The organism is Streptomyces sp. NPDC126510 (assembly GCF_040302345.1).
In the GTDB taxonomy this organism is placed as follows: Bacteria; Actinomycetota; Actinomycetes; order Streptomycetales; family Streptomycetaceae; genus Streptomyces.
This window is the reverse complement of sequence record NZ_JBEORR010000007.1, coordinates 297,845-317,531: the sequence shown is the minus strand read 5'-3', so window position 1 is coordinate 317,531 and position 19,687 is coordinate 297,845. Positions and strand designations below refer to the sequence as shown.

Sequence of the window (19,687 nt, the reverse complement as noted above, 5' to 3'; positions counted from 1 at the left end):
GTGTATTGGTACTCGTGCGCACGATGGGGCACTGTCACTCGCATCCATGACGCCCTGCGCGATCTCAGGTCCGTCGGGGCGAGGGCCGGAATGTCGAGCCCACCGCCGGACTCATCGATTCGCAGTCGATACGCACCGCAGACACCGCCCCGGCCGACACCCGCGGTTGCGACGCAGGAAGAAGGTCAAGGGCCGCAAGCGGTTCATCGTCACCGACACCATCGGCCTTCTGCTGACCGTCCACGTCATGGCGGCCAGCATCCAGGACCGCGACGGCGCAAGGCGCTCCCTGCTGTGGACCCGACTGGACCACCCAACGGTGCTGAAGGTCTGGGCCGACCAGGGATTCGCCGGCCGTCTCGTCGGCTGGGCCGCTAACACCCTCCCCGCGCAAAGAGCCAGGCCAGCGAGGCTTCGAGGTTCAGCCCAAGCGATGGGCCGTGGAGCACACGTTCGCCTGGCTCACCTCCCACCGCCGCTTGGCCCGCGACTATGCGCACCACACCACCCATGCCGAGGCCGTGATCCACTGGGCCGTGATCCGTGTGATAGTCCGCCGGCTCACTCGCGGGCGCCCAGCCCGTAGGCAGGGGCCTCGACCTTTGTGCCGCACAGCCCGTGGAGGGGCGGCGCGATAGGCGATCATCGCCACATGGAGCGAGTCATAGATCTCGACGAAGTCGTTGCCGCAGTCGCTGCCCGCCAGCCCGCCTGGCAGGCAGCAGGACTGATTGTCGGGCCTGTGACCTGGCGCGACGAAACAGTTCCTTAGCCGCAGCGGCTCGAGACTGACAGGTTCAAGGTGGGTGATCCCGACTCAATCGGCATCCACGTACGCAACTCGCACGAGGCCGAACTCCACGTTGTCCTCTACCGCGGCGGGTGGGCCGACGTCGACTACATCGCGAGCATCGACGACGCAGGCGTGATCCCTGCCCCGGCAATGACTTCCGCCCAGGTCTTCGCAGCCTTGCTCGACACCTGCGTGGAGCGCGTCTTCGGCCTCCACGTCACCATCGAGTAGGGCGCGGTTCTCAAACGCTGTCTTGATGGACCGTGGGCATGCCGGGCTCCCTGTCCATAATCTCGCAATGTCATCGGCGTCCTTGCCCTACGCAAATCCCTCCGACCGATCCTTGTCTCGCGAACTCCTGTCCGTGGGAACAACCACGGAGGCCACCAGCATCGGCGTGGGAGGGGTCCCGAGGCCTAACGGTTTACTACAGGACAGATCCACTCACCCAGCAACGTCCAAATCATCTGGGATGTTCGGATCATTGGTGCATGCCAGCTCATCTCGCAGCGTGCGAGCCAGTTTGACGGCCAACTGCTGGTGGAACGCCTCCGAAAATCTTGGGGGGGCCGGCGCGCTGACCCTGGTTTCGAGAAGCACTTGCGCCTGTCCACTTGCGCCCTTGATGGCACAGCGGAAAACGAGGTCGACGTCCCCGCCCACACCGGAGGGGTCAGCTACGTAGACATCCGCGGTTGCGCGTTTCCAACGTTCGGTGTTGGCTTGCACGGACTTCAGGGGATCTGCCGCCCACCTCGCCATCGCAGTAACGCGACCATTCCCCGAGAGTCCGCAAGTCTCGTATTCCTTGAATCCATTGAGTTTGTCATAAGGGTCGATGGCTTCCTGTGTCAGCCCCTTCTTGAGCTGGGCAACAGAAAGAGCCCTGTTGGAGAACTTGAGATCGCCGGAATCAAGGTTATCCCGTAGAGACTCCATGTTCTTGGCTCCGAACAGTGCGTTACAGGTCTCCCACTGCGTAGGGTACTTTTCGCTTAGAGACTGCCCATTCGAGCAACCTGTCGACAATGCTAGCATCGCCATAGTGCCACACCAGAAAATCCGGGTCAGGGATCTCACGATGCCACCTTCTCGTTGTTCGAGATGGCTGTCTTTCCAGCCAAGTAGGACTGTTCGATCTCATTGATGAGATCGGTAGCCTCGTTGTTATTCATCCCGGTAGTTTGCGCGAACTGAAGAACAGGCTGAGTGGCTGCTCGCTCGCCGACCTTCTCCACATCCTGCACGGCTTGAAGTGCCTGAGGGTCGTTCGTGTACTCGTGGTCCTTCAGGTACTCCAACGTGTGGTTTCCATATGCGGTAGTGACAGCAGATCCGGCGGACTCCATAACCAACGGAACTGCGGTGGCGGCCACGACGCCCGCTGCCGGGCCCAGTAGTATCGCGGCACCAGCCGTCGCTGCCACCGTGACTCCTCCACTAACGAGCGATTTGCGCCACTCACCGTTCTGCTCCTGCAGCATCTGCTGAGCCTCTTCCGGATCCTTGAATTCCTCGCGAATCCCATGCGACCGCGATTCATCGAGAATTCCATGCACTTTCGCAGCATTTTGGGCAAACGCAATGCCACGATCCTCGTCGGTCTCAAACGCTGCGAGGCCACTCGCCATAAAGAGTTGCTGAGCCGACGTCAGTGACTTATATCCGTCCTCGTCGCCGGCCACCAGCATCATGAAGTTGCGCGCCTTCTGCTCGTCGAATGACGTTCGCGTCGATCCGTCGCTGCTGTTCTCGAAGAGCGCGTCTCGTCCCAGCGCATCGCCCGAGCCGCCGAAATCCATGATCGAATAGTTGAGGTCGTCGATGTACGACGCTCCCATCTTCGCCAGACTGTCCTTCATTACCTCAGGTGGCGGCCCTTCCTCGGAGGCGACGTTATAGCGATTGATGACCTGTTGCATAATCTCGGCCGTATCGCCGTCCCGATGTAGCTCCGGCGGGTCCGCGTCCCAAGCGTCGCCTGTGACCGCCGCCTCCAACGCGTGCCCGAGGGCGTCGGGGCCCATTTCCCGTGCATGCTGCGCTTCGTCACTGCCGGGGTGTACGAGGCTGTCAGGAGCCCACTCGAAGTCCTTGCCGTTCAGGACGTCAAAGTAGTCGTAACCGAGTGTGCCGCTCTTGTCGACCGTGCCGTCCTCCTTGTACACGGTCGGCTCGTCGGTGAAGAACCTCTTTGCGGCCTCCGGACTGTGTCCGAGTCCTTCTAGAACGCTCGTAAGCGGATCATAGCCTGCGCCGTTCTTTCCTGAAGGGTTGTATCCCCAGTCGAGATCGGCCCCTCCCGTCACCGGCTTGTTGTTCATGAAGAAGTCGGGATCCTTTTTGTGCAGTTGAACAACGTGCTCCGCGATGGGGTTGATGAACTCTGCATCATAGTTTCCGTATCGAAGTAGCCCTCCAAGAATTTGGTATCCATAGGGCGAGTTCGGGGCTCCCGGGTAGATTTCAATTGGTTGAGTTCCCAGCTTCCTAAATCCCTCCCCCCAACTCGCCGAAAGGTGCGGCTCATTGTCCGGGTCGGTCGCTGTGGCAAGCGCATTGCCCATATTGCGCTGAAGCTGCCTGGTCAGAGCCAGCCGCGCTTTATTGTCATCTCCCTGCGTGCCTTCGAGAGCCATACGACCGTAGAAGTCCAAAGTCTCCTCGGGCCCTCCAATAGATTTGTAGAATGCCGTGCTGAAGTCCGCGTCCTTCGCGTTCCACTTCATAATGGAGTTCAATTCGGTGAACTGCTTGTCAGTCATCTTCGGACCAAGCTTCGCCAACTCCGCCGCCCGCTCAGACTGAGCGTCGTCCAGGGATTTGTATCGGCTGTGCCCGGCGTTGTGCGGATCGCTGCCATGACTCTTGCGCAGCGCGCGGGCCACCGACGCATCGATTTCTGTGGCGTGGGCGATGAGCCGGTTGATGCGACTCTCCAACTCCTGTTTGGCATCGAGTTGGTCCTGGGTGCGTTCGTCGGTGTCGCCCCTGATGTGCTGGAAGTAGCAGCGAACCTTACCGTCGCCGATGTCCTCGACCCGGACCCCGAGGGTTGGGGCATCAGCCTGGACTGCGGTCTTGATCTGCTTTTGCAGGGAGGCAAGTTCTGTGTGGGCGTCGTTCAGGACCTGATAGATGCTGTTCGCCTCCGCGTGGAGGTCTGCGATCTCCTTGGTCGTCTTGGTGACGAAGCCACGCGTCACTGTGGCGTTCACACCAGCCCACCTGGCCTTTTCCGACTTTGCTTTCATTCCCCGGCGCGCGTTCTGCGCTGCGGTCTTTAGCTTGTCGACGGCGCTCTTCCAGTCTGAGACGGCGGTGGCGAGCTTGACCAGGTCCACCTCAACCAGATCCATATACTTGACGGCCACCAGGCTGCTCCTACTTGAAGTATTTGCTGAGCTCTGACACTGACTCAGCCAAACCGTCTCGGCTGCGCAGTACAGCCGCAATCTTGGCGTCGTCCTCGGCGTGCAGCTTCTTGCTGTAGTCGAGGTGATTGGAGATGTGCGCGCATGCTTGGAGCACCGCCTTGGACTGGGACGTCCAGACTTCGACCGTCAGCTGCAGGGCGCTGCCCATAGCGAAACCATGCGCCTTCAGGGAGGCGGCGGCCTGCATCGTCGATCCGGCGCCGTCCTTGTTCATACCCGCGCCGGCGATGTCCGTCCCGGTTCGAAGGTCCTCGTGCAGGGTGAACGCGTCATGGCCGACGGCGCCGAGGTCATCCTGGTTGACAACCAGATCACCAGCAGCACCACTTCCACCTCCTCCGCCACCATCCCCAGCAAGCTGGTTAAGTTGCATGCTTGTCGATCCACTCTCAGCCACGTCGGCCTTGATCTGCTCCCACTCGTCCCAGGCCATTCCCTCGCGCCCTCCCTTGATTCCCGCTTGACGCATCAGTCCCGATATCCGCTGATCGCGGATCTTCTTTCCCGCGCGTCAACTTAGCAACCGAGGAGGCGGCTTAAGCAGTCGAACGTCAATCCGCATCACAGCTCCACACTTATCCAAAGCCGCACAACGCTGCGCTGACGCCACAGTAAATTTCTCTCCGCTCACCATGGAGGAACGTGGCTGATCAATGCACTACAGGGTGGGCACCTCCCGTGCGTGCCCACCCTGGTTTTGCAGATTGTGCGCTCCTACTGGAAGTAGCTGGCGCCCTTCAGGTCGCCGCCTCGGTAGTCACCGCCGGCGGTGTGGACCCGCTGCGAGATGTTGACCAGCGCCTGGTGGATGCCCCGCGCGTGTGAGTCCCACTGCTTGGACTTCTTCTGGAACTCCTCGTACGCCTCGCCGCCCCAGCCCGCGGACACGTTGAGCACGGCCTGCTTCAGGGCCTCGAGGTCCTCCTCGAGCTTCTTTGCCTGATTGCCGAGCTCGGTGGCGAGCGCATCCATCGTGCCGTATGTGACGGCAAGTTCGTCGTAGTGGGCTCCGGACATGTTTCCCTCGTTTCTGTGCAGAATTCAGCCGGACTGCGCAGCCCGGACCACGGTGCGGCTCACTGCCGCCGATGGCTCGTCAGTAGCCTCAGTAGCTGTTGAGCGCCGAAGTCTTTCCACCGAGATCGTCCACCGAGATCTGCTTGAGGTCGGCTTCGATCTGGTCCTCGAGGTTGCGCTTGTCGGTCTTGTTCAGGTTGATGCCCTCGAGGAAGTCGTCGAGCATCTTGCCGATCGCGACCATGTGCTGGTTGATTTCTGTCTGCTTCGTGTTGAACGCCTGGGCACCCTGGCCCCTCCAGGCCTTCTCGATCATGTCGATCGTGCCCTGCAGCTTCGCGAGCGATCCCCTGATGTTGTCGTATCGATCGACGACCTCGGTCTGAAGCCTCTGTACGTCGCTTTCATTAAGCTTGCGGTCGACCATTTCGGCACTCCCCTTCGTAAGAGCTGTGGTTCGTTTCCGAGCGCGTCATCGCACCGGAGAGGTCGTGTGTGACCGGTTGACCAACGTGAGTCTTCATGCTTTTCGCCGCGAACGAATCAGCGCGAAAGCGCCGCCCCCGATCACCAGGACCGCCCCCGCGGCTGCGAGAGCGACCCACGTCGTGGTGTTGTCGGACGACTCCGAGGTCGATCCTGCCGCCGCAGTCTGGCTGCCCGAAGTGTTCTTGGGAGCCTGTGACGAGGTTGGTGCGGGAGCGGAGGGTGAGGCGGTCCCGCCCGTGACGCCGGTTCCGTTCTCGAAGCTGAGGGGATCGGTGGCGGCCGGCCCCGGGTTGATGTCGCTGTTCTCCAGCACCTTGCGGGGGCGGACCAGGCCGTAGCCCAGGTAATTGCTCGGCTTGTTCTTCGGCCAGTCACGGCTCGCTGTGTCGATCAGACTGCGGAGGACCTGGTTGGCGGTCCAGTTGGGGTGGGCGGACCAGATGAGGGCGGCTGAGGCGGAGGCGATGGAGGAGGCCATACTTGTTCCGTCTCCCTCGTCGCAATACGAGCGGAGTGTCGCGTCGCACCAATAGGGCACGTTGAGGCCTGGAGCTGCAAGATCGACATAGTTGCCGAATTCCGAGAAGGCGCCCACCTTCCCCTTGTCGTCAGCAGCAGCCACCCCCACTACATAGGGATAGGCGGCCGGATAGCCGATGAAGTTTTTCGATTCGGCGTCGTTTCCGGTAGCAGCGAACATCAGTTTGCCCTTGGAGTGGGCATACTTGATGGCCTTCTCCACGTCTGGGTCGATGATGTCACTGCCGAACGACATGTTGATGATCTGAGCATCGCTGTCAGCCGCAGCCTTGATCGCATCGGCAACTGACGGTGTCTTCTTCCTGTCGGTGCTGCTCACACCTTTGGAGAGCACACGATAGGGGACGATTTTCGCACCGGGGGCTAGGCCTTGCATGCCGCCTCCTGCGCCGGTACCGGCGATCAACTCCGCCATGCTGGTGCCGTGGCCGTTGTAGTCCTCAGTGGCGTTGTGCGAGACCGCCTCCGGCACCTCATCTCCGAGCACCTGGCCCTTGAGGGAAGATGTATCCGGATTCACGCCGGTGTCCAGCACGGCAACTTTGACGCCTGCGCCGGTGCTGGCCTTCCACATGTCTTGGGCGTCCATCGCGTTCAAGTACCACTGCTTCGACTGAACGTCTGCGGCGGCCGCACTCGGAGCCAGCCCAGAAGACATGATTGCGAAAGCGCCGAACGCCGCGCACGCGGTGGACACCCCTCTTCCGGCACGTCCTGCGAAGAACGCCGTCAATCCGCCACGTTGGCTGGTCCCTGTCATGCCTCTGCAGATCCTCGCTCTTATCAGTCAGTCACTGGTGGCGTGTTGCGTCGCGGGGTCTCCGGTTGAGACTCACCCTCACGATCCGTGCGGCTCGTGTTTCGTCGTTTTCCCGTCGGACCGTGCGGCGCGCCTGTACCGCCTCCGACCGGTCCACCGCTTCTCCCTGCTGGGGCTCGCCCCTTGGGTGTACCGACGACGCCGTCGGCATTGCTCGCGGCTGGACGCGCTGTTCGGCCCGGACGAGCGCCAGGGGTGGAGTTCGGCGCCCCGATCACTCCACGCTGCCCGATGTGGCCGGCGGGCGCACCGGAGCCGGTGTTGCCGCCGGCGCCGACGACCGTACCGCGCGGGACCTTGGACCCGGTCGTCCCTTGAGGACCTGTGACGGGCCTTCCTCCGACAACTCCATTACCGCGCGCCGCACCTGTGGCACTCGAACCGCCCGCGCGGTCGCTCGCTGGCCCTCCGACAGCGCGTGGCATTCCTCCGGTGACGCCTCGGCCCATGGGGGAAGCGCTGCCACCTCGAGCACCTGACTGCCCCGTGGTGGTGGCGTGCCCCATCGGGCCTGTCGCGCCACGACCGCCGACGGTCCCGCTCGGAGTGCCTGTACGTCCTTGAGCCGAGATCGGGGCCCTGTTGCCGTTCGCTCCGCCGAAGGCAGAGGTACGGCCGGCCGGCTTACTGAGGGCGGGAGGAACTGTGCCGGAAGGATAGGGAGGGGCTGTGCCTCCGTTTCCGCCCATGGGACCAGTCATCGTCGGCGCCACACTGGTCGACGGCCTCGTGGCTTCCTGGGGCGGCAGGGTGCCCACGCTGTCGATCTTCGTGCCGACGTTCGCATCCGAGGAAGCGGTCGGAGCGTCCACATGCTTGAGCGGCGGCGTAGGTTCTCCCGAATACGCGTGTCCGGTCGCCGTACTCGAAGAGTCATGTCCGGCCGCCACGGGCTGGTGGGGAACCCCTAGCCCTCCAATGCCTTGCTCTCCAACGTTTCTGTAATCCCCATACTTCGGATCAGGCTTAGGCACCCCCACATCCGGCATAGGCTCGAACGTCGGCGGCGCCTGCCCCGCCATGATCTCTTCCGACACCGCATAGAAGGACGCCAGCCGGTTCATCTGGTTGATCGCCTCTTGGCGGTCCTTCTCGGCCTTGACCGCAGCTTCGTACTCCTCGTTGCTTTCGGTTTGCTTGGGCGTCGGAATGTCCGCGACCGCCTTGGGGTCCTCTCGGGTGTCGCGCGGCGGCATTGCGCTGCGGACGGAGGCGAGGCCCGTGGCCGCTGCCGTGACCTGGGTGCCGGCGGCGTCGGCGAAGGCAGCGAGTTTGCGGGCGTGGATGACGAGATTGGCGCCCCATTTACGGAAGGCCTCGCCCGACTCGCCCTCCCAGTCGACCCGGGTGATGTGGCCTTCGAGTTCCTCGGCGGCTTCTTCGATGGCGGTTTGGGCGTTCAGCAGGGCAGTGCCCGCAAGTTCCAAGTCCTCTGGTTTTGCGGACTCGACCATGTCGATCATGTCGTTCAGGGCGTGGCCCTCGAAGTTCGTCTTGCCGAAGACACGGGGGACCTTCCAGCCGAAGGGGAGGAGCTGGGCTACCCCCGTCGCACCGCTCACCATGTCGATGACGCTGACCTGCGCCGCGGCCTGCTCCCTCTCCGCCCGGTGCGGTACCGGGTGTTCCTGCTCCTCGCTCATCAGTACAGGTCACCTGCCTGGTCGTCATCAGAACGTTCTGGCGCGGACTCGCCCTGCTTCGCAGCCGCCGCCGCTGCCCGCTCCCGCTCCGCTTCCTCGTGCTGACGGCCGATGTCAGTCCTGATCTCCCAGAACCGCCGCCGCTCCTCTTCGTCGATGTTGCTGAAGTTTCCGCCCGCGCCCATGACGGCGATCTGCATCGCCTCGATCTGAAGGCCCAGGTTCTTGGAGAGTGCGGTGAGACGTTCGTGGACGCGCTCGTACTGGCTGTGGAGGCCCTTGGCCTCGGCGAAGCCGCCCAAGCCGCTGAAGGAGGCCTCGGAGAGGGCGTGCGCCGCGATCTTCTGCGGGCTGCCGGGTGAACCCTCGAAGGTGGAGAGCACGGCATCGACACGCTTTTTGAAGGTTCCCAGCGCCTCCAAGCCGACTTTGAAACCCTCCGCAGGCAGCATGCCTTCCCTCCCCGTTCCCCGTTGTTAAGTCGTTGAGCGGTGCACGGGTGATGACCCGATCGGCACACTCGATGACCACTGTAGTCAACGGGTCAGACACGACCAACTGATTCTCGTGGTATGCGAGTTGCGAAGCGGGACGAGACCAGGCCGAGCCACGGAGTCAGCAACCACCCTCACGCGTCGTCACCGCGAAGTCATATGCAGGGACCGTCACGGTCCCCTTACCTCCCCCGATTCCCGGCGGCTCATAGTCCCCGTCCTTCGACCGGGTGCGTGTGACCTGCATGCAGAAAGCCGAGTCGGCGCCCGTGACCGTGTAGCGCGCCTCGGAAGCGGTGTTCGGGGAGGCGGGCGCCGCGGTCACGCCGTACTGCGGGGCGTCGCCGCCGCCGTGCTCGACGACCTCCTGCTCGATCTTCGTCGCGTACTCGTCGATCCAGCCGGTGTCGTTGTCCTCGGCGTAGATGTCGCCGTAGCCGGAGCTGCCGTCCAAGGCGTTCGTGGCCCCCTGCACCGCAGTCGTCAGCTCGGCGTCGTCCCACGTCGTGTCATCGGAGACATTGAAGCCCTGCACACACAGGTAGATGCCGACGCCGGCCAGGGCGACGAACACGACGCGAGCGGCGACGAAGGAGGCGTCGGACAGCTCTTCGGCCGCCGGGTTGATGCCGGCGCGCCAGGCCCGGACCCGGTCCGCCTTGACGCAGGCCATGGCCAGCAGCCCGGCGGACAGGACGAGGCCGAGGACATTCAGTTCGGTCAGCGCGTCCATGATCCGCCCTCCGCCCGTCGCTTCTGCCTGCGCCGTGCGTCGCGGAGCGCCACCGCCGTGCCGCCCATCCCCGCGACGAGGACCACCGCACCCACGGCCACGTAGGTGGCGAGGCGGGCGTTGCGTTCCTCGGCGGTTTCGCCGATCTGGAATGTGGCCGGGGTGGGGGCTTCCGGTTCACCCAGGCCCGCCTGGGGGTTGGGGGACTCAACGGGGTGTTCGTCATCCGTCAGGGCGCGTACGGGGTCGACCACTCCCCAGCCGACCAGGCGGTCGTGACCCGCGGTGGTGCGCTCCGCGGTCTGTTCGATCTGGGCGACGATCTGCCGGGCCGTCCAGTCAGGGTGTTTCGCCTTGATCAGCGCCGCGAGGCCGGCGACGTACGGCGCCGAGAAGCTCGTACCGTTGTCGGAGCAGTGGCCGCCCTTGGGGACGGTGGAGATCATGTCGACACCGGGGGCCGCGACGCCGACGAACTCGCCGGACTGGGAGAACGCGGCGCGCTCGTTGTTGCGGTCCGAGGCGGCGACGGCGAGGACGCCCTCGTAGGAAGCCGGGTAGGTCTCCTTGACGTTGCCGCCGAGGCCGTCGTTGCCCGCCGAGGCCACCACCACGATCCCCTTGTTCAGGGCCTGGTCGATCGCCAGCTTCAGATCGGACGTCGACGTCATCGGCTTCGTGGTGTCCTGGGAGATGTTGATGACGTCGGCCCCGGCCTGGACGGCGTAGCGGATCGCGTCGGTCAGGGTGCCGACGTCGCCGTTGCCCTCCGCGTCGTTCTGCTGGATCGGGATGATCTTCGCATCGGGGGCCAGGCCCACGAAGCCGGTGCCCTTGACGGGCCGGGCCGCGATGATGCCGGCGACCTTGGTGCCGTGTCCGACCGTGTCCGTGGTGCCGTTCTCCTTGCCCCGCTCGATCGGGTTGCCGTCGTCGTCCTTGAGGTTCTTGGGCAGGAGATTGCGGCCGCTCTTCACGTCGACGGCGTCGGCGAGTTGGGGGTTCGTCACGTCGACACCGGTGTCGATCACCGCCACCCGCATGCCCTTGCCCGTGGACTGACTCCACAGCTCGTCCAGGAGGACGCGCTGCAGGGACCAGGGGCGGCCCGGATACTTGCCGTTGGGGAAGGCGCACTGGTCCGAGTACGGGAGGTCGGCTGCCGTCGCGGGGACTGCGAGGACGACGGGGGCGCTCGTGAGCACGGTCGCGGCCACCACTGTGGTCGCCGCCCGGAGGAGGGAGGGCACGTGTGGCATGTCCGGACCCCCTTAGGAACCCTGCGGCTGGCGTGCCGCCGTCGTCGACAGGCGTGGGCCGGTGGGCAGGAACTCCGACCAGGCGACGGGGATCGGTGCGGGGTCCACGTCCTTGTAGCCGAGCCGGGTCTGGGCCTGTTGGGCCTCCTGCTCGGCCTGCCGGCGGTCCTTGGCGGTCGTACCGATGCCGGCGTCGTCCGCGCCGCTGTCGGCGTTGGACTGCAGGACGTAACGCAGGCCGGTGTCGGTGACGAGGAAGACGGGGCCGGCCTTGGTCTCCCTGCCCTGGAACTGGCGGTAGAGCTGGCCGGAGCCGGGCGTGACATAGGCGCTGGAGGAGCCGGTGGGGAGTTTGGCCGGGAAATCCGTGCCGGCCCAGGTGCTCAGGGTCGTGGCCCCCGAGCCGGCGTCGACACCGCGCAGGACGTTGCAGACGGTGCCGCGGCTTCCTGCCGTGCCGGAGGCTTCGTTGACGGGCTGGGGGTCCTCGGTCGGCCAGCGGTACTCGGTGCCGAACGGCTTGCCGGGGACGATCGCACCGGGGCTCATGCCCGTGGCTTGACCGGCCTGGCCGAGGGCGGCCAGGTCCTCGCTGAACAGCAGGAGTTGGGCTACGAAGGCCGAGACGGGGGCGACCCGGCCGGGCAACACCACGTAGTACTGGTCGCTGTTGAGGTCGGACGCCTTGAGGACCATGCCGACCTTGTCGGTCTTCTCGTCCAGTTGACCAGGGGCGTCGGCCGCGACACCGATCTGGCCGGGGATCTTCGGGAAGGAGATCGGGTCGCCGGTGTGCAGGGTCTCCAGCCACTCGCCGGAGACCTTCTGGGGCTTGCGTCCGGAGCCGACGACGGCGCGCAGCAGCAGTTCGTTGCTCTTGTCGACGGGGTACGAGCGTCCGCTCGCGTCCACCACGTAGTGCTTCCCGTCCGGGGCCACGACGTACAGCAGTTGCCCGCCCGTCAGTTTCTCGCCCTTGCCCTCGGTCGCTTTCACATCACGGGAGGCGAGGACCAAGGCCGCCTTCTGGATGGACTCGCCCCCCGCGCTGGGGCGTTCGCATACCGCCCAGCGCTTCTCGCCGCCCGCCTCGGACGCCGAGGGGAGACGGTCGGGCGCGTACGGGATGCCGATGGTGGCCCCGTGCGGGATCTTGCCGTTGTCGAGGACGGACTCGGCGACGGTCACCACGTCCCCCTGGCCTTCGTTGAGGAGCAGCTTCGCGGAGGCCATGTTGAGGACCGGGTGCAGCTGGGTCTGTTTGCCGGTCTTCAGGACGACGTAGCGTGTGGTCGAGTCGCTGGCGACGATCACTTTGGCGTTGGGCTCGTCCCAGCCCTTGGGTGCGGTGGGCTTGAACATGCCCCAGGCCCCGAACACGGCCATGACGACCACACCCACGATGACGCCGGGGACGACCGCGCGCAGTGGACGAGGCGCCCCCTCCTCCGAACCGTCGGGTGACGACTGCAGGAAAGCCGCGAGCATGCGGCGCTTCGCGAAGGTGTAGGCATTGAGCTGGTCACGCCGAGATGCCATCTCTGCTTGTCTCTCCCCGTGTTCACATGTGCCCGCGCTCGCCGGGCGTGGCATGGTCGCCCACCCCGGTGTCAGAGCGGCCCCCTACTATGCCTGGTAGCTGCGGGGTCTTGCGGAGCGGGTAGGGTACCCGGGCCTTGGCGGGCCTTGTGCGGTGCTGAAACACCAGCGAGTTGTCAGCAAAACGGGGGGATGGAGTGATGGCTTCCGGAACACGCGCCCGGTCCCGTGACCGATCACGGACGCGGGGTGCTTCGGCGTCCGGGCAGGGGTCGGCGCAGCGGACGGCCTCGCCGGGAGCGCTCCACTCCAGGGTGCGTTCGGGGCAGGTCGGGGCATTCCGGTTGCAACGCCTTGTCCTCTTCGAGGTCGGGGCAGCCATCGTGCTCGTCGGATGGGTGATCGATCCTGTGGCCGTGGTGCCTGCGGCCGTCCTCGCCGGCTGTCTGGTGCTGTTCTCCTTCCTCCGTCGCCGCGGGCGTTCCCTGCCCGAGTGGCTGGCCACGGCTCAGGCGTTGCGTGCACGTCAGCGACGGGCCGCGAGTACGCCGATACCGGAGGGCACGGAGCCGGGGCTGGCGCCGGCCGTGGAGTGCGACCCGAGTCTGCGGACGTACACGTACACCGGCCGTGACCGCCGACCCGTCGGAATCGTCGGGGACGGTACGTTCGTCACCGCCGTCCTGCTGGTCGAGGCCGACGCCACCGCGCTGCGGGCCGAGCGGAACCAACAGCCGTTGCCGCTCTCTCTGGTGTACGACGCCCTGGAGGTGGACGGTATCCGGCTGGAGTCGGCGCAGGTCGTGCTCCACACCCAGCCCGCGCCCGCGATCCATCTGCCCCGGCAGTCCGTGGCGGTCGCCAACTACGCGCCACTGCAGGAGCAGACGGGTGCGCCGGCCGTACGCATCACGTGGATCGCGTTGAAGCTCGATCCGGAACTGTGCGCGGAAGCGGTGGCCGCGCGCGGGGGCGGCCTGGTCGGAGCGCAGAAGTGCGTCGTGCGCGCCGCCGATCACCTCGCGAGCCGACTCAGTGGATCCGGATTCCGGGCGACCCTCCTCGACGAGGAGCAGCTGACCTCCGCCATCGCGACGTCGGCCTGTGCCAACCCGCTGGTGACGGCGGAGGCTGGGCGGATGGACTCGCGGGAACGCCGGACCGAGGAGTCGGGCCGGAACTGGCGCTGCGACAACCGCAGACACACTACGTACTGGATCCGTCGGTGGCCCGCCCTGGGTGGGGAGAGGGCGCCGTCGCTGCCGCAGCTCGTCGCTCTGGTCACGGCCGTCCCCACCCTGGCCACCACCTTCAGCCTCACGGTGAGGCGGGGAGAACGGAAGAAGGTGTCCGTCTGCGGGCACCTGCGGGTGACCGGACGCAGCGACGACGAACTCGTCGCCGCCCGGCGCGCGGTGCAGGCCGCGGCCCGGCACACGGGCATGGGGCTCGCCCGACTCGACCGGGAACAGGTGCCCGGCATGCTCGCCACTCTGCCCCTCGGAGGTGCCCGGTGACGGCGACGACCCCCCGCGCAGGACAGGCAGCGGCCACCGGGCGGGGCGAGCCGGAGACCTCTGCCCCCGAGCGGGCGCGTGAACTACTGCGCCGCGGCTTCGGATTGATCGGCCCGAGACATCCGCGGCATTCCGTGACCGTCGACCAACTGGACACCCTCGCCCTTCCCGTGGCCGACGACGGCGTCGTCATCGGCGTGGACGCGGAGCGCCGGCCCGCGGTACTCGGGCTCAATCGGCCGCTGCCGTACGACGTCGTGCTCATCGGCGGGCTGTGGACCGTGCAGGTCATCGCGCTCAGGGCAGCGGCAACGGGGACGCGGGTCGCCGTGGAGACGGCGCGGGCGCAGGCCTGGATGCCGATGGTGCACGCCATGGGGGGCGGTCAGAACGGGATGGCCGTGTACGACGTCGGGCGGGTGCCGCCGCTGGGTGCCTCGGCCGGTACACCCGTACTGGTGGTGCGGGACTGCGGGATGCGGCCACCTCGCGGTCGCGTGGTCTCCGGGCCCTGGCAGTCGGTGTTGACCCTGTTGCCGTACGTCAGCCCGGTCGCTCCGCGGCTCGTGCGGCAGGCGCGGCTGGTCGGGATTCAGCGCGTATCGCCTGACGAGGCCGCAGAACTGGGCCGCACGATGGCGCTCACCCGAGCCGAAGTGGACTCCCTGCCGGGGCTCTCCGACGGACTCACCCTGTGGTGCACCGACCGCGATCGGCAATACGTGATGGCGCAGCCCACGGATGCGGAGACCGGGTTGTTGGGTGCGCCACGTCGGATGGACTGACGGTCCTCGTAGCGAAACCGCTCGTAGCACCGGTTTGTCAACTGTTGCGCCGGCAATTACGTCACATTTGCCTGGTTTTCGAGGTCCAGCGATGCTGTGGAGGGGCAGACGGGCCTGCCGGGTCTGGGCATGTGGTGATTAGGCTGGGACAGGGCTCGACGTCAGACCCCGTGGAGTAGGCGTCGGCGTCCCAGGGGGGAAGCGGGGGAGCCTGTGGAGCGGACGACCTCGGACGACCCCTCGAGAACCTCAAACGACTTCGCACGACGTCGGACGACAAGCAAGGGTCGCCCCAGCACGGCATGAGGGTGCTCGAGCACACCAGGAGGAACACTGTGAGCAGCGATCGGGACGGGATCCGCGGGGGCTGGGCGACACCCGGCGATGACCAGCCCGACGCGGAGTCCGCAGCGGAGATGACGGGCGAGTTCACCATCGACTATGCCCCGCCCGCCTGGTACACGCAGAACGCCTCGGGGAGTTCGTCCTCGGGGCAGGGGGCGGGCGCGTCCGAGGACTCCAGTGCTTCGGGGGCGCCCGGTTCCGGGGCGGGGGCTTCCGGTGCGCCCGGGGGCTCCGGGGCGAACGGCGCTTCCGGCGTGCCCGGTGGTACCGGAGCCGCTGGGGCTGCGGGGGCACCGGGAGGTTCCACCGTGCCGAAGGAGCCCGTGCCGCCGCTGCCGGGGTTGACTCGGCCGGCCCATGCCAGTCCTGACGGTGGACCTTCGTCCCTGCCGACCTCTCTGCCGGGGGCCTCCGCACCGGCTCCGGCGCCCGGGGCGCCCTTCACTCCTCCCGCACCGGCTCCCGCTCCGGGCGCCCCGTTCACGCCCCCCGCGCCCGCGCCGGGTGCGCCCTTCGCGCCACCGGCGCCGCCCGCGCCCTCTTCGGGGGGTCCTTCGGGCGTGCCCAGGCTTCCGATGGGGAGCGGGTTCGAGCCGCAGGGGTCGCCGCACCCCAACCAGGTTCCGGGGCAGGCCGAGGCTCCCGCGGGGGATGCGGCCTCTCCTACGGCCGTGCCGCACATCCCCGTCGGTGGGTATCAGTCACAGTGGACGCCGCCGGCGCCGCCGCAGGCCCCGGCCGCTCCCGAAACTCCGGCAACGGCGCCTGCCGCTCCGCCGATTCCGCCCTTCGCTCCGGCGGCTCCGGCCACTCCCGCGGCTTCGAGCACTCCCCAGGCTTCGGGCACCCCCGAGGCTTCGGCTGCGGCGGCTTCCGGTGACGCCGCGGAGCCGGAGAACGGCGATCTGGAGAGCGGTGCCACCATGCGCTTCTCCGCCGTCGCCCTGAAGCGGGAGATCGCGGAGCGTGCAGTCGCGGAGGCGGCTTCCGCGTCCGGGACCCCCGAGGTCACCGACACCCGCGAGGTCACCGAGGTCACCGAGGTCACCGACGCGAAGGGCGCCGACGAGCCCGGTGGAGGTGTCCGTGCCGACGACGCGGAGGACGTCGCTCCCGGTGTGGAGGCCGACGACTCCGCCGCGGTTCCGGAGCACGCGCTGGACGTGGACTCCTTCACCGACGTGCCGCCGCCGCTCGCCGAGGCCGGGTCGGAGAACCAGCGGCCCGGGGCGGAGGACGTGGCACCCGAGGTCATCGAGCCGCAGGTTGCGGCGACCGAGGGCACGGAGACCGAGGGCACGGAGACCGAGGGCACCGCACCCCAGGACGCCGGGCGGGAAGACGCGGAGTCCCCGGCCACCGAGGCCACCGAGGCCGACGAGGCCGCATCCGGGCAGGTACGGATCGAGGACGCGCCGCCCGAGGACACGAAGTCCGAGGACGGCCGGCCGGAGGACGCACAGCCCGAACACACGGTGCCCGGCTCCGACGAGCCTGTGGACGCGGTACCGGCCGGGGCGGAGCACGAGGATGGGGGCCCGGCGGCGCCCGCCGCCGAGCCGGCCGTCGCTCCCCCCGCCGACCGCACGCCCACGCTGAGCGAGCCGGAGGACGCCGTACCGGCCGTACCGGCCGTCCAGGACTCCCCCGATGCCCCGCACGGCACGCCGTCCGACTTCACTCCCCCGCCTCCGCTGGGCGTACCGCCGCTGCCGCCTTCGTACCAGCCGGCCGCTCCGGCCCCGGCGAGCGAGTGGCCCGCCCAGCCGCAGCAACCGCAGGCGCAGCCCTCGGACCCGAACGCGTCCGCTCGGCCGCAGCCGACGGCAGCACAGGGACAACCCCCGGTACCGGCGCAGCCCTCCGTGCCGGCGCAGCAGCCGCCGTTCCAGCCGCAGGCGCCGCAGCCCGAGCCCGCCGCGTGGAACCAGCCTGCCGCGCCGACGCCGCCCACTCAGCCGCCCGCGCAGCCCACACCGCAGCCCGGCGGCTACGGTTTCCCGCAGCAAGGCACCCCGCCCACTGCCCCGCCCACCCCGCAGGGCGCCTACGGCTTCCCGCACCAGGGTGCAGCCCCCCAGGGCGGCTACGGCTTCCCCCACCAGGGCACGCCGCCCGCCCCGCAGGGTGGCTACGGCTTCCCCCAGCCGGGCGCTTCGGCCCCGGACGCCCAGCAGCCGCCGGTTCAGCAGCCTCCGGTTCAGCAGCCCCAGAGCGCGCCGGCCCCCGCGCCCGACGCACCGGGCGCCTACGGCTTCCCGCACCCCGGTGCGCCCGCCCCGGCCGCACCCGGCCCCCAGGGCGGTTACGGCTTCCCGCAGCAGGGGACCCAGCCCACCCCCCAGGACGGATACGGCTTCCCGCACCCCGGCGCCCAGCCGCCGCATCAGCAGGCCCAGCCGCAGCCGCACATCCCGCCGCAGGTCCGGCCCCACCCCGCAGGCCAGTCGGCGCAACCCGACCCGTCGGGGCAGCCGCAGCCGGGGCAACAGCCGCAGCAGCCCGTCGACCCCCGTACCGGCGCCGCCTGGCCGCAGCCCATGCAGCACGACCAGCGGCAGCCGACCAACCCCGGGGTCGCGCCGCTCGGTTACACCGCTGCCGTGGAGCTGTCCTCCGACCGGCTGCTCAACAGCAAGAAGCAGAAGGCGAAGAGCAGCCGTCCGGCGGCCGGTGGCGGTCGGTTCAAGATCGGCGGCAAGAAGGAGGAGGCCGAGCGGCAGCGCAAGCTCGACCTGATCCGCACGCCCGTGCTGTCCTGCTACCGGATCGCGGTGATCAGCCTCAAGGGCGGTGTCGGCAAGACGACCACGACCACCGCGCTCGGCTCCACGCTCGCCACCGAGCGGCAGGACAAGATCCTCGCGATCGACGCCAACCCGGACGCGGGCACGCTCGGGCGCCGGGTGCGGCGGGAGACCGGGGCAACCATCCGTGACCTCGTCCAGGCGATCCCGTACCTCAACTCGTACATGGACATCCGGCGGTTCACGTCGCAGGCGCCCTCCGGCCTGGAGATCATCGCCAACGACGTCGACCCGGCCGTGTCCACGACCTTCAACGACGAGGACTACCGGCGCGCGATCGACGTGCTCGGCAAGCAGTACCCGGTGATCCTCACCGACTCCGGCACCGGCCTGCTGTACAGCGCCATGCGCGGTGTGCTGGACCTCGCCGACCAGCTCATCATCATCTCGACGCCGTCCGTGGACGGGGCGAGCAGTGCGAGCACGACGCTGGACTGGCTGTCCGCGCACGGATACGCCGACCTCGTCTCGCGGTCCATCACCGTCATCTCCGGGGTCCGCGAGACCGGCAAGATGATCAAGGTCGAGGACATCGTGACGCACTTCGAGACGCGCTGCCGTGGCGTCATCGTCGTGCCGTTCGACGAGCATCTCTCCGCCGGTGCCGAGGTCGACCTCGACATGATGCGGCCGAAGGTGCGGGAGGCGTACTTCAATCTGGCGGCGATGGTCGCCGAGGATTTCGTCCGGCACCAGCAGTCGCACGGGCTGTGGACCTCCGACGGCAACCCGCCGCCGGTCGCGGCCCCGCCGATGCCCGGCCACGCCATGCCCGGCCAGCCGTACGCCCAGCCCGGTCAGCCCGGACAGCCCGCGCCCGGTCAGCCCCATGCCCAGCCGGGCCAGCCCCCCTACCCCGGTCAGCAGCAGCCGGCTCCCGGCCAGCAGGTCCCGGGCCAGCCGGGCGCGTATCCGCAGCAGCCCCAGCAGCCCCTGTACGGCCAGCCGTACGCCCAGCCCGGACAGGCGTACCCGCAGCCCGGACAGCCCTATGCCCAGCCGGGCCAGCCCCCGACACAGCCCGGGCAGCCGTACCCGCAGGCCGCCGGCCAGCCGCCCTACCCGCAGCCGGGACAGCAGGGACAGCAGGGACAGCAGCCGGAGCCGCCGGCGGCCCACCCCGGACAGCCGTACGCCCAACCGGGTCAGCCCCCGGCCGCTCCCCCGCAGCCGGGCTACGGCTACCCCCAGCCCGGGCAGCCGGGCCACCCGGCCCAGCCGGACGGGCAGACCCCGCCGCCCCCGCCTCCGACGCAGTAATCGCCTCACCCGATCGGCCCCTTCTCAGGAGCCGATCCCTTTCGGGCCCGCGCCGCTTCGACTCGGCGCGGGCCTCGGCGCGTTCAGGGGCGAACTCCGTTGCCAGGCCCTGGCCAGGGGCGCGTCAGTGGTCTCGACCAATGGGTGCGGAAAGCTCGCCAATTCGTTATTTCCGCAGGCCACAAGGGGTGAATGCGGCGTTGACGGGT

At 67.7% G+C, this 19,687-nt stretch carries 15 protein-coding genes and 3 pseudogenes; 7 read left to right on the top strand and 11 right to left on the bottom strand.

What is annotated here, in order from left to right; genetic code table 11:
* Window positions 1-46: 46 nt before the first annotated feature.
* From ABTX60_RS12445 to ABTX60_RS12435, 3 genes and pseudogenes are all read left to right on the top strand, one after another.
* A pseudogene (locus ABTX60_RS12445) lies at window positions 47-346 on the top strand (transposase); the annotation flags it as partial.
* Window positions 347-404: 58 nt separating this feature from the next.
* Window positions 405-638: pseudogene (locus ABTX60_RS12440) on the top strand (transposase); the annotation flags it as partial.
* A gap of 164 nt (window positions 639-802) precedes the next feature.
* Window positions 803-1,024, top strand: a complete 222-nt coding sequence (locus ABTX60_RS12435; RefSeq protein WP_352097016.1) for a hypothetical protein — start codon at window positions 803-805, stop codon at window positions 1,022-1,024.
* Between the two features lie 213 nt (window positions 1,025-1,237).
* On the opposite strand, the gene ABTX60_RS12430 is transcribed toward ABTX60_RS12435, so the two are convergent.
* From ABTX60_RS12430 to eccB, 11 genes are all read right to left on the bottom strand, one after another.
* A complete protein-coding gene (locus tag ABTX60_RS12430; RefSeq protein WP_352097015.1) occupies window positions 1,238-1,873 on the bottom strand; it encodes a hypothetical protein in 636 nt (211 codons plus the stop codon).
* Window positions 1,870-4,167: a hypothetical protein gene (locus ABTX60_RS12425; protein ID WP_352097014.1), complete on the bottom strand. Its 2,298-nt coding sequence runs from the start codon at window positions 4,165-4,167 to the stop codon at window positions 1,870-1,872. The genes ABTX60_RS12430 and ABTX60_RS12425 overlap by 4 nt, the downstream gene beginning before the upstream one ends.
* A 10-nt stretch (window positions 4,168-4,177) precedes the next feature.
* Window positions 4,178-4,663: a hypothetical protein gene (locus ABTX60_RS12420; RefSeq protein ID WP_352097013.1), complete on the bottom strand. Its 486-nt coding sequence runs from the start codon at window positions 4,661-4,663 to the stop codon at window positions 4,178-4,180.
* A 281-nt stretch (window positions 4,664-4,944) separates the two neighbouring features.
* Complete coding sequence (locus ABTX60_RS12415; RefSeq protein ID WP_184908386.1) at window positions 4,945-5,247, bottom strand: WXG100 family type VII secretion target; 303 nt, start codon at window positions 5,245-5,247, stop codon at window positions 4,945-4,947.
* An 88-nt stretch (window positions 5,248-5,335) separates the two neighbouring features.
* On the bottom strand, window positions 5,336-5,674 hold the full coding sequence (locus ABTX60_RS12410) for a WXG100 family type VII secretion target (protein WP_221757324.1): 339 nt from the start codon (window positions 5,672-5,674) through the stop codon (window positions 5,336-5,338).
* 93 nt (window positions 5,675-5,767) lie between these two features.
* Window positions 5,768-7,036 carry a S8 family serine peptidase gene (locus ABTX60_RS12405; RefSeq protein ID WP_502992313.1) on the bottom strand — a complete coding sequence of 423 codons (1,269 nt, stop codon included), beginning with the start codon at window positions 7,034-7,036 and terminating at the stop codon, window positions 5,768-5,770.
* A 23-nt stretch (window positions 7,037-7,059) separates the two neighbouring features.
* Window positions 7,060-8,739 (bottom strand): hypothetical protein, encoded by a 1,680-nt coding sequence (locus tag ABTX60_RS12400; RefSeq protein ID WP_352097012.1) that lies wholly within the window; start codon window positions 8,737-8,739, stop codon window positions 7,060-7,062.
* Entirely contained in the window at window positions 8,739-9,191 is a 453-nt protein-coding gene (locus ABTX60_RS12395; protein ID WP_352097011.1) for a DUF2563 family protein, read from the bottom strand. The genes ABTX60_RS12400 and ABTX60_RS12395 overlap by 1 nt, the downstream gene beginning before the upstream one ends.
* A 163-nt stretch (window positions 9,192-9,354) precedes the next feature.
* Entirely contained in the window at window positions 9,355-9,966 is a 612-nt protein-coding gene (locus ABTX60_RS12390; protein ID WP_352097010.1) for a hypothetical protein, read from the bottom strand.
* On the bottom strand, window positions 9,954-11,225 hold the full coding sequence (gene mycP / locus ABTX60_RS12385; RefSeq protein WP_352097009.1) for a type VII secretion-associated serine protease mycosin: 1,272 nt from the start codon (window positions 11,223-11,225) through the stop codon (window positions 9,954-9,956). The genes ABTX60_RS12390 and mycP overlap by 13 nt, the downstream gene beginning before the upstream one ends.
* A gap of 12 nt (window positions 11,226-11,237) precedes the next feature.
* Window positions 11,238-12,764 (bottom strand): type VII secretion protein EccB, encoded by a 1,527-nt coding sequence (gene eccB / locus ABTX60_RS12380; protein ID WP_352097008.1) that lies wholly within the window; start codon window positions 12,762-12,764, stop codon window positions 11,238-11,240.
* A 200-nt stretch (window positions 12,765-12,964) separates the two neighbouring features.
* Here eccB and eccE point away from each other — a divergent pair, with 200 nt between their 5' ends.
* The 4 genes and pseudogenes from eccE to ABTX60_RS12360 all read left to right on the top strand — a co-directional run bounded on the left by eccE (window position 12,965) and on the right by ABTX60_RS12360 (window position 19,478).
* Complete coding sequence (gene eccE, locus ABTX60_RS12375) at window positions 12,965-14,281, top strand: type VII secretion protein EccE (RefSeq protein WP_352097007.1); 1,317 nt, start codon at window positions 12,965-12,967, stop codon at window positions 14,279-14,281.
* Window positions 14,278-15,066 (top strand): hypothetical protein, encoded by a 789-nt coding sequence (locus ABTX60_RS12370; protein ID WP_352097006.1) that lies wholly within the window; start codon window positions 14,278-14,280, stop codon window positions 15,064-15,066. The genes eccE and ABTX60_RS12370 overlap by 4 nt, the downstream gene beginning before the upstream one ends.
* 302 nt (window positions 15,067-15,368) lie before the next feature.
* A pseudogene (locus ABTX60_RS12365) lies at window positions 15,369-15,482 on the top strand (hypothetical protein); the annotation flags it as partial.
* Between the two features lie 852 nt (window positions 15,483-16,334).
* Window positions 16,335-19,478, top strand: coding sequence for a MinD/ParA family ATP-binding protein (locus ABTX60_RS12360; protein WP_352097038.1), 3,144 nt, complete (start codon window positions 16,335-16,337; stop codon window positions 19,476-19,478).
* Window positions 19,479-19,687 lie beyond the last annotated feature (209 nt).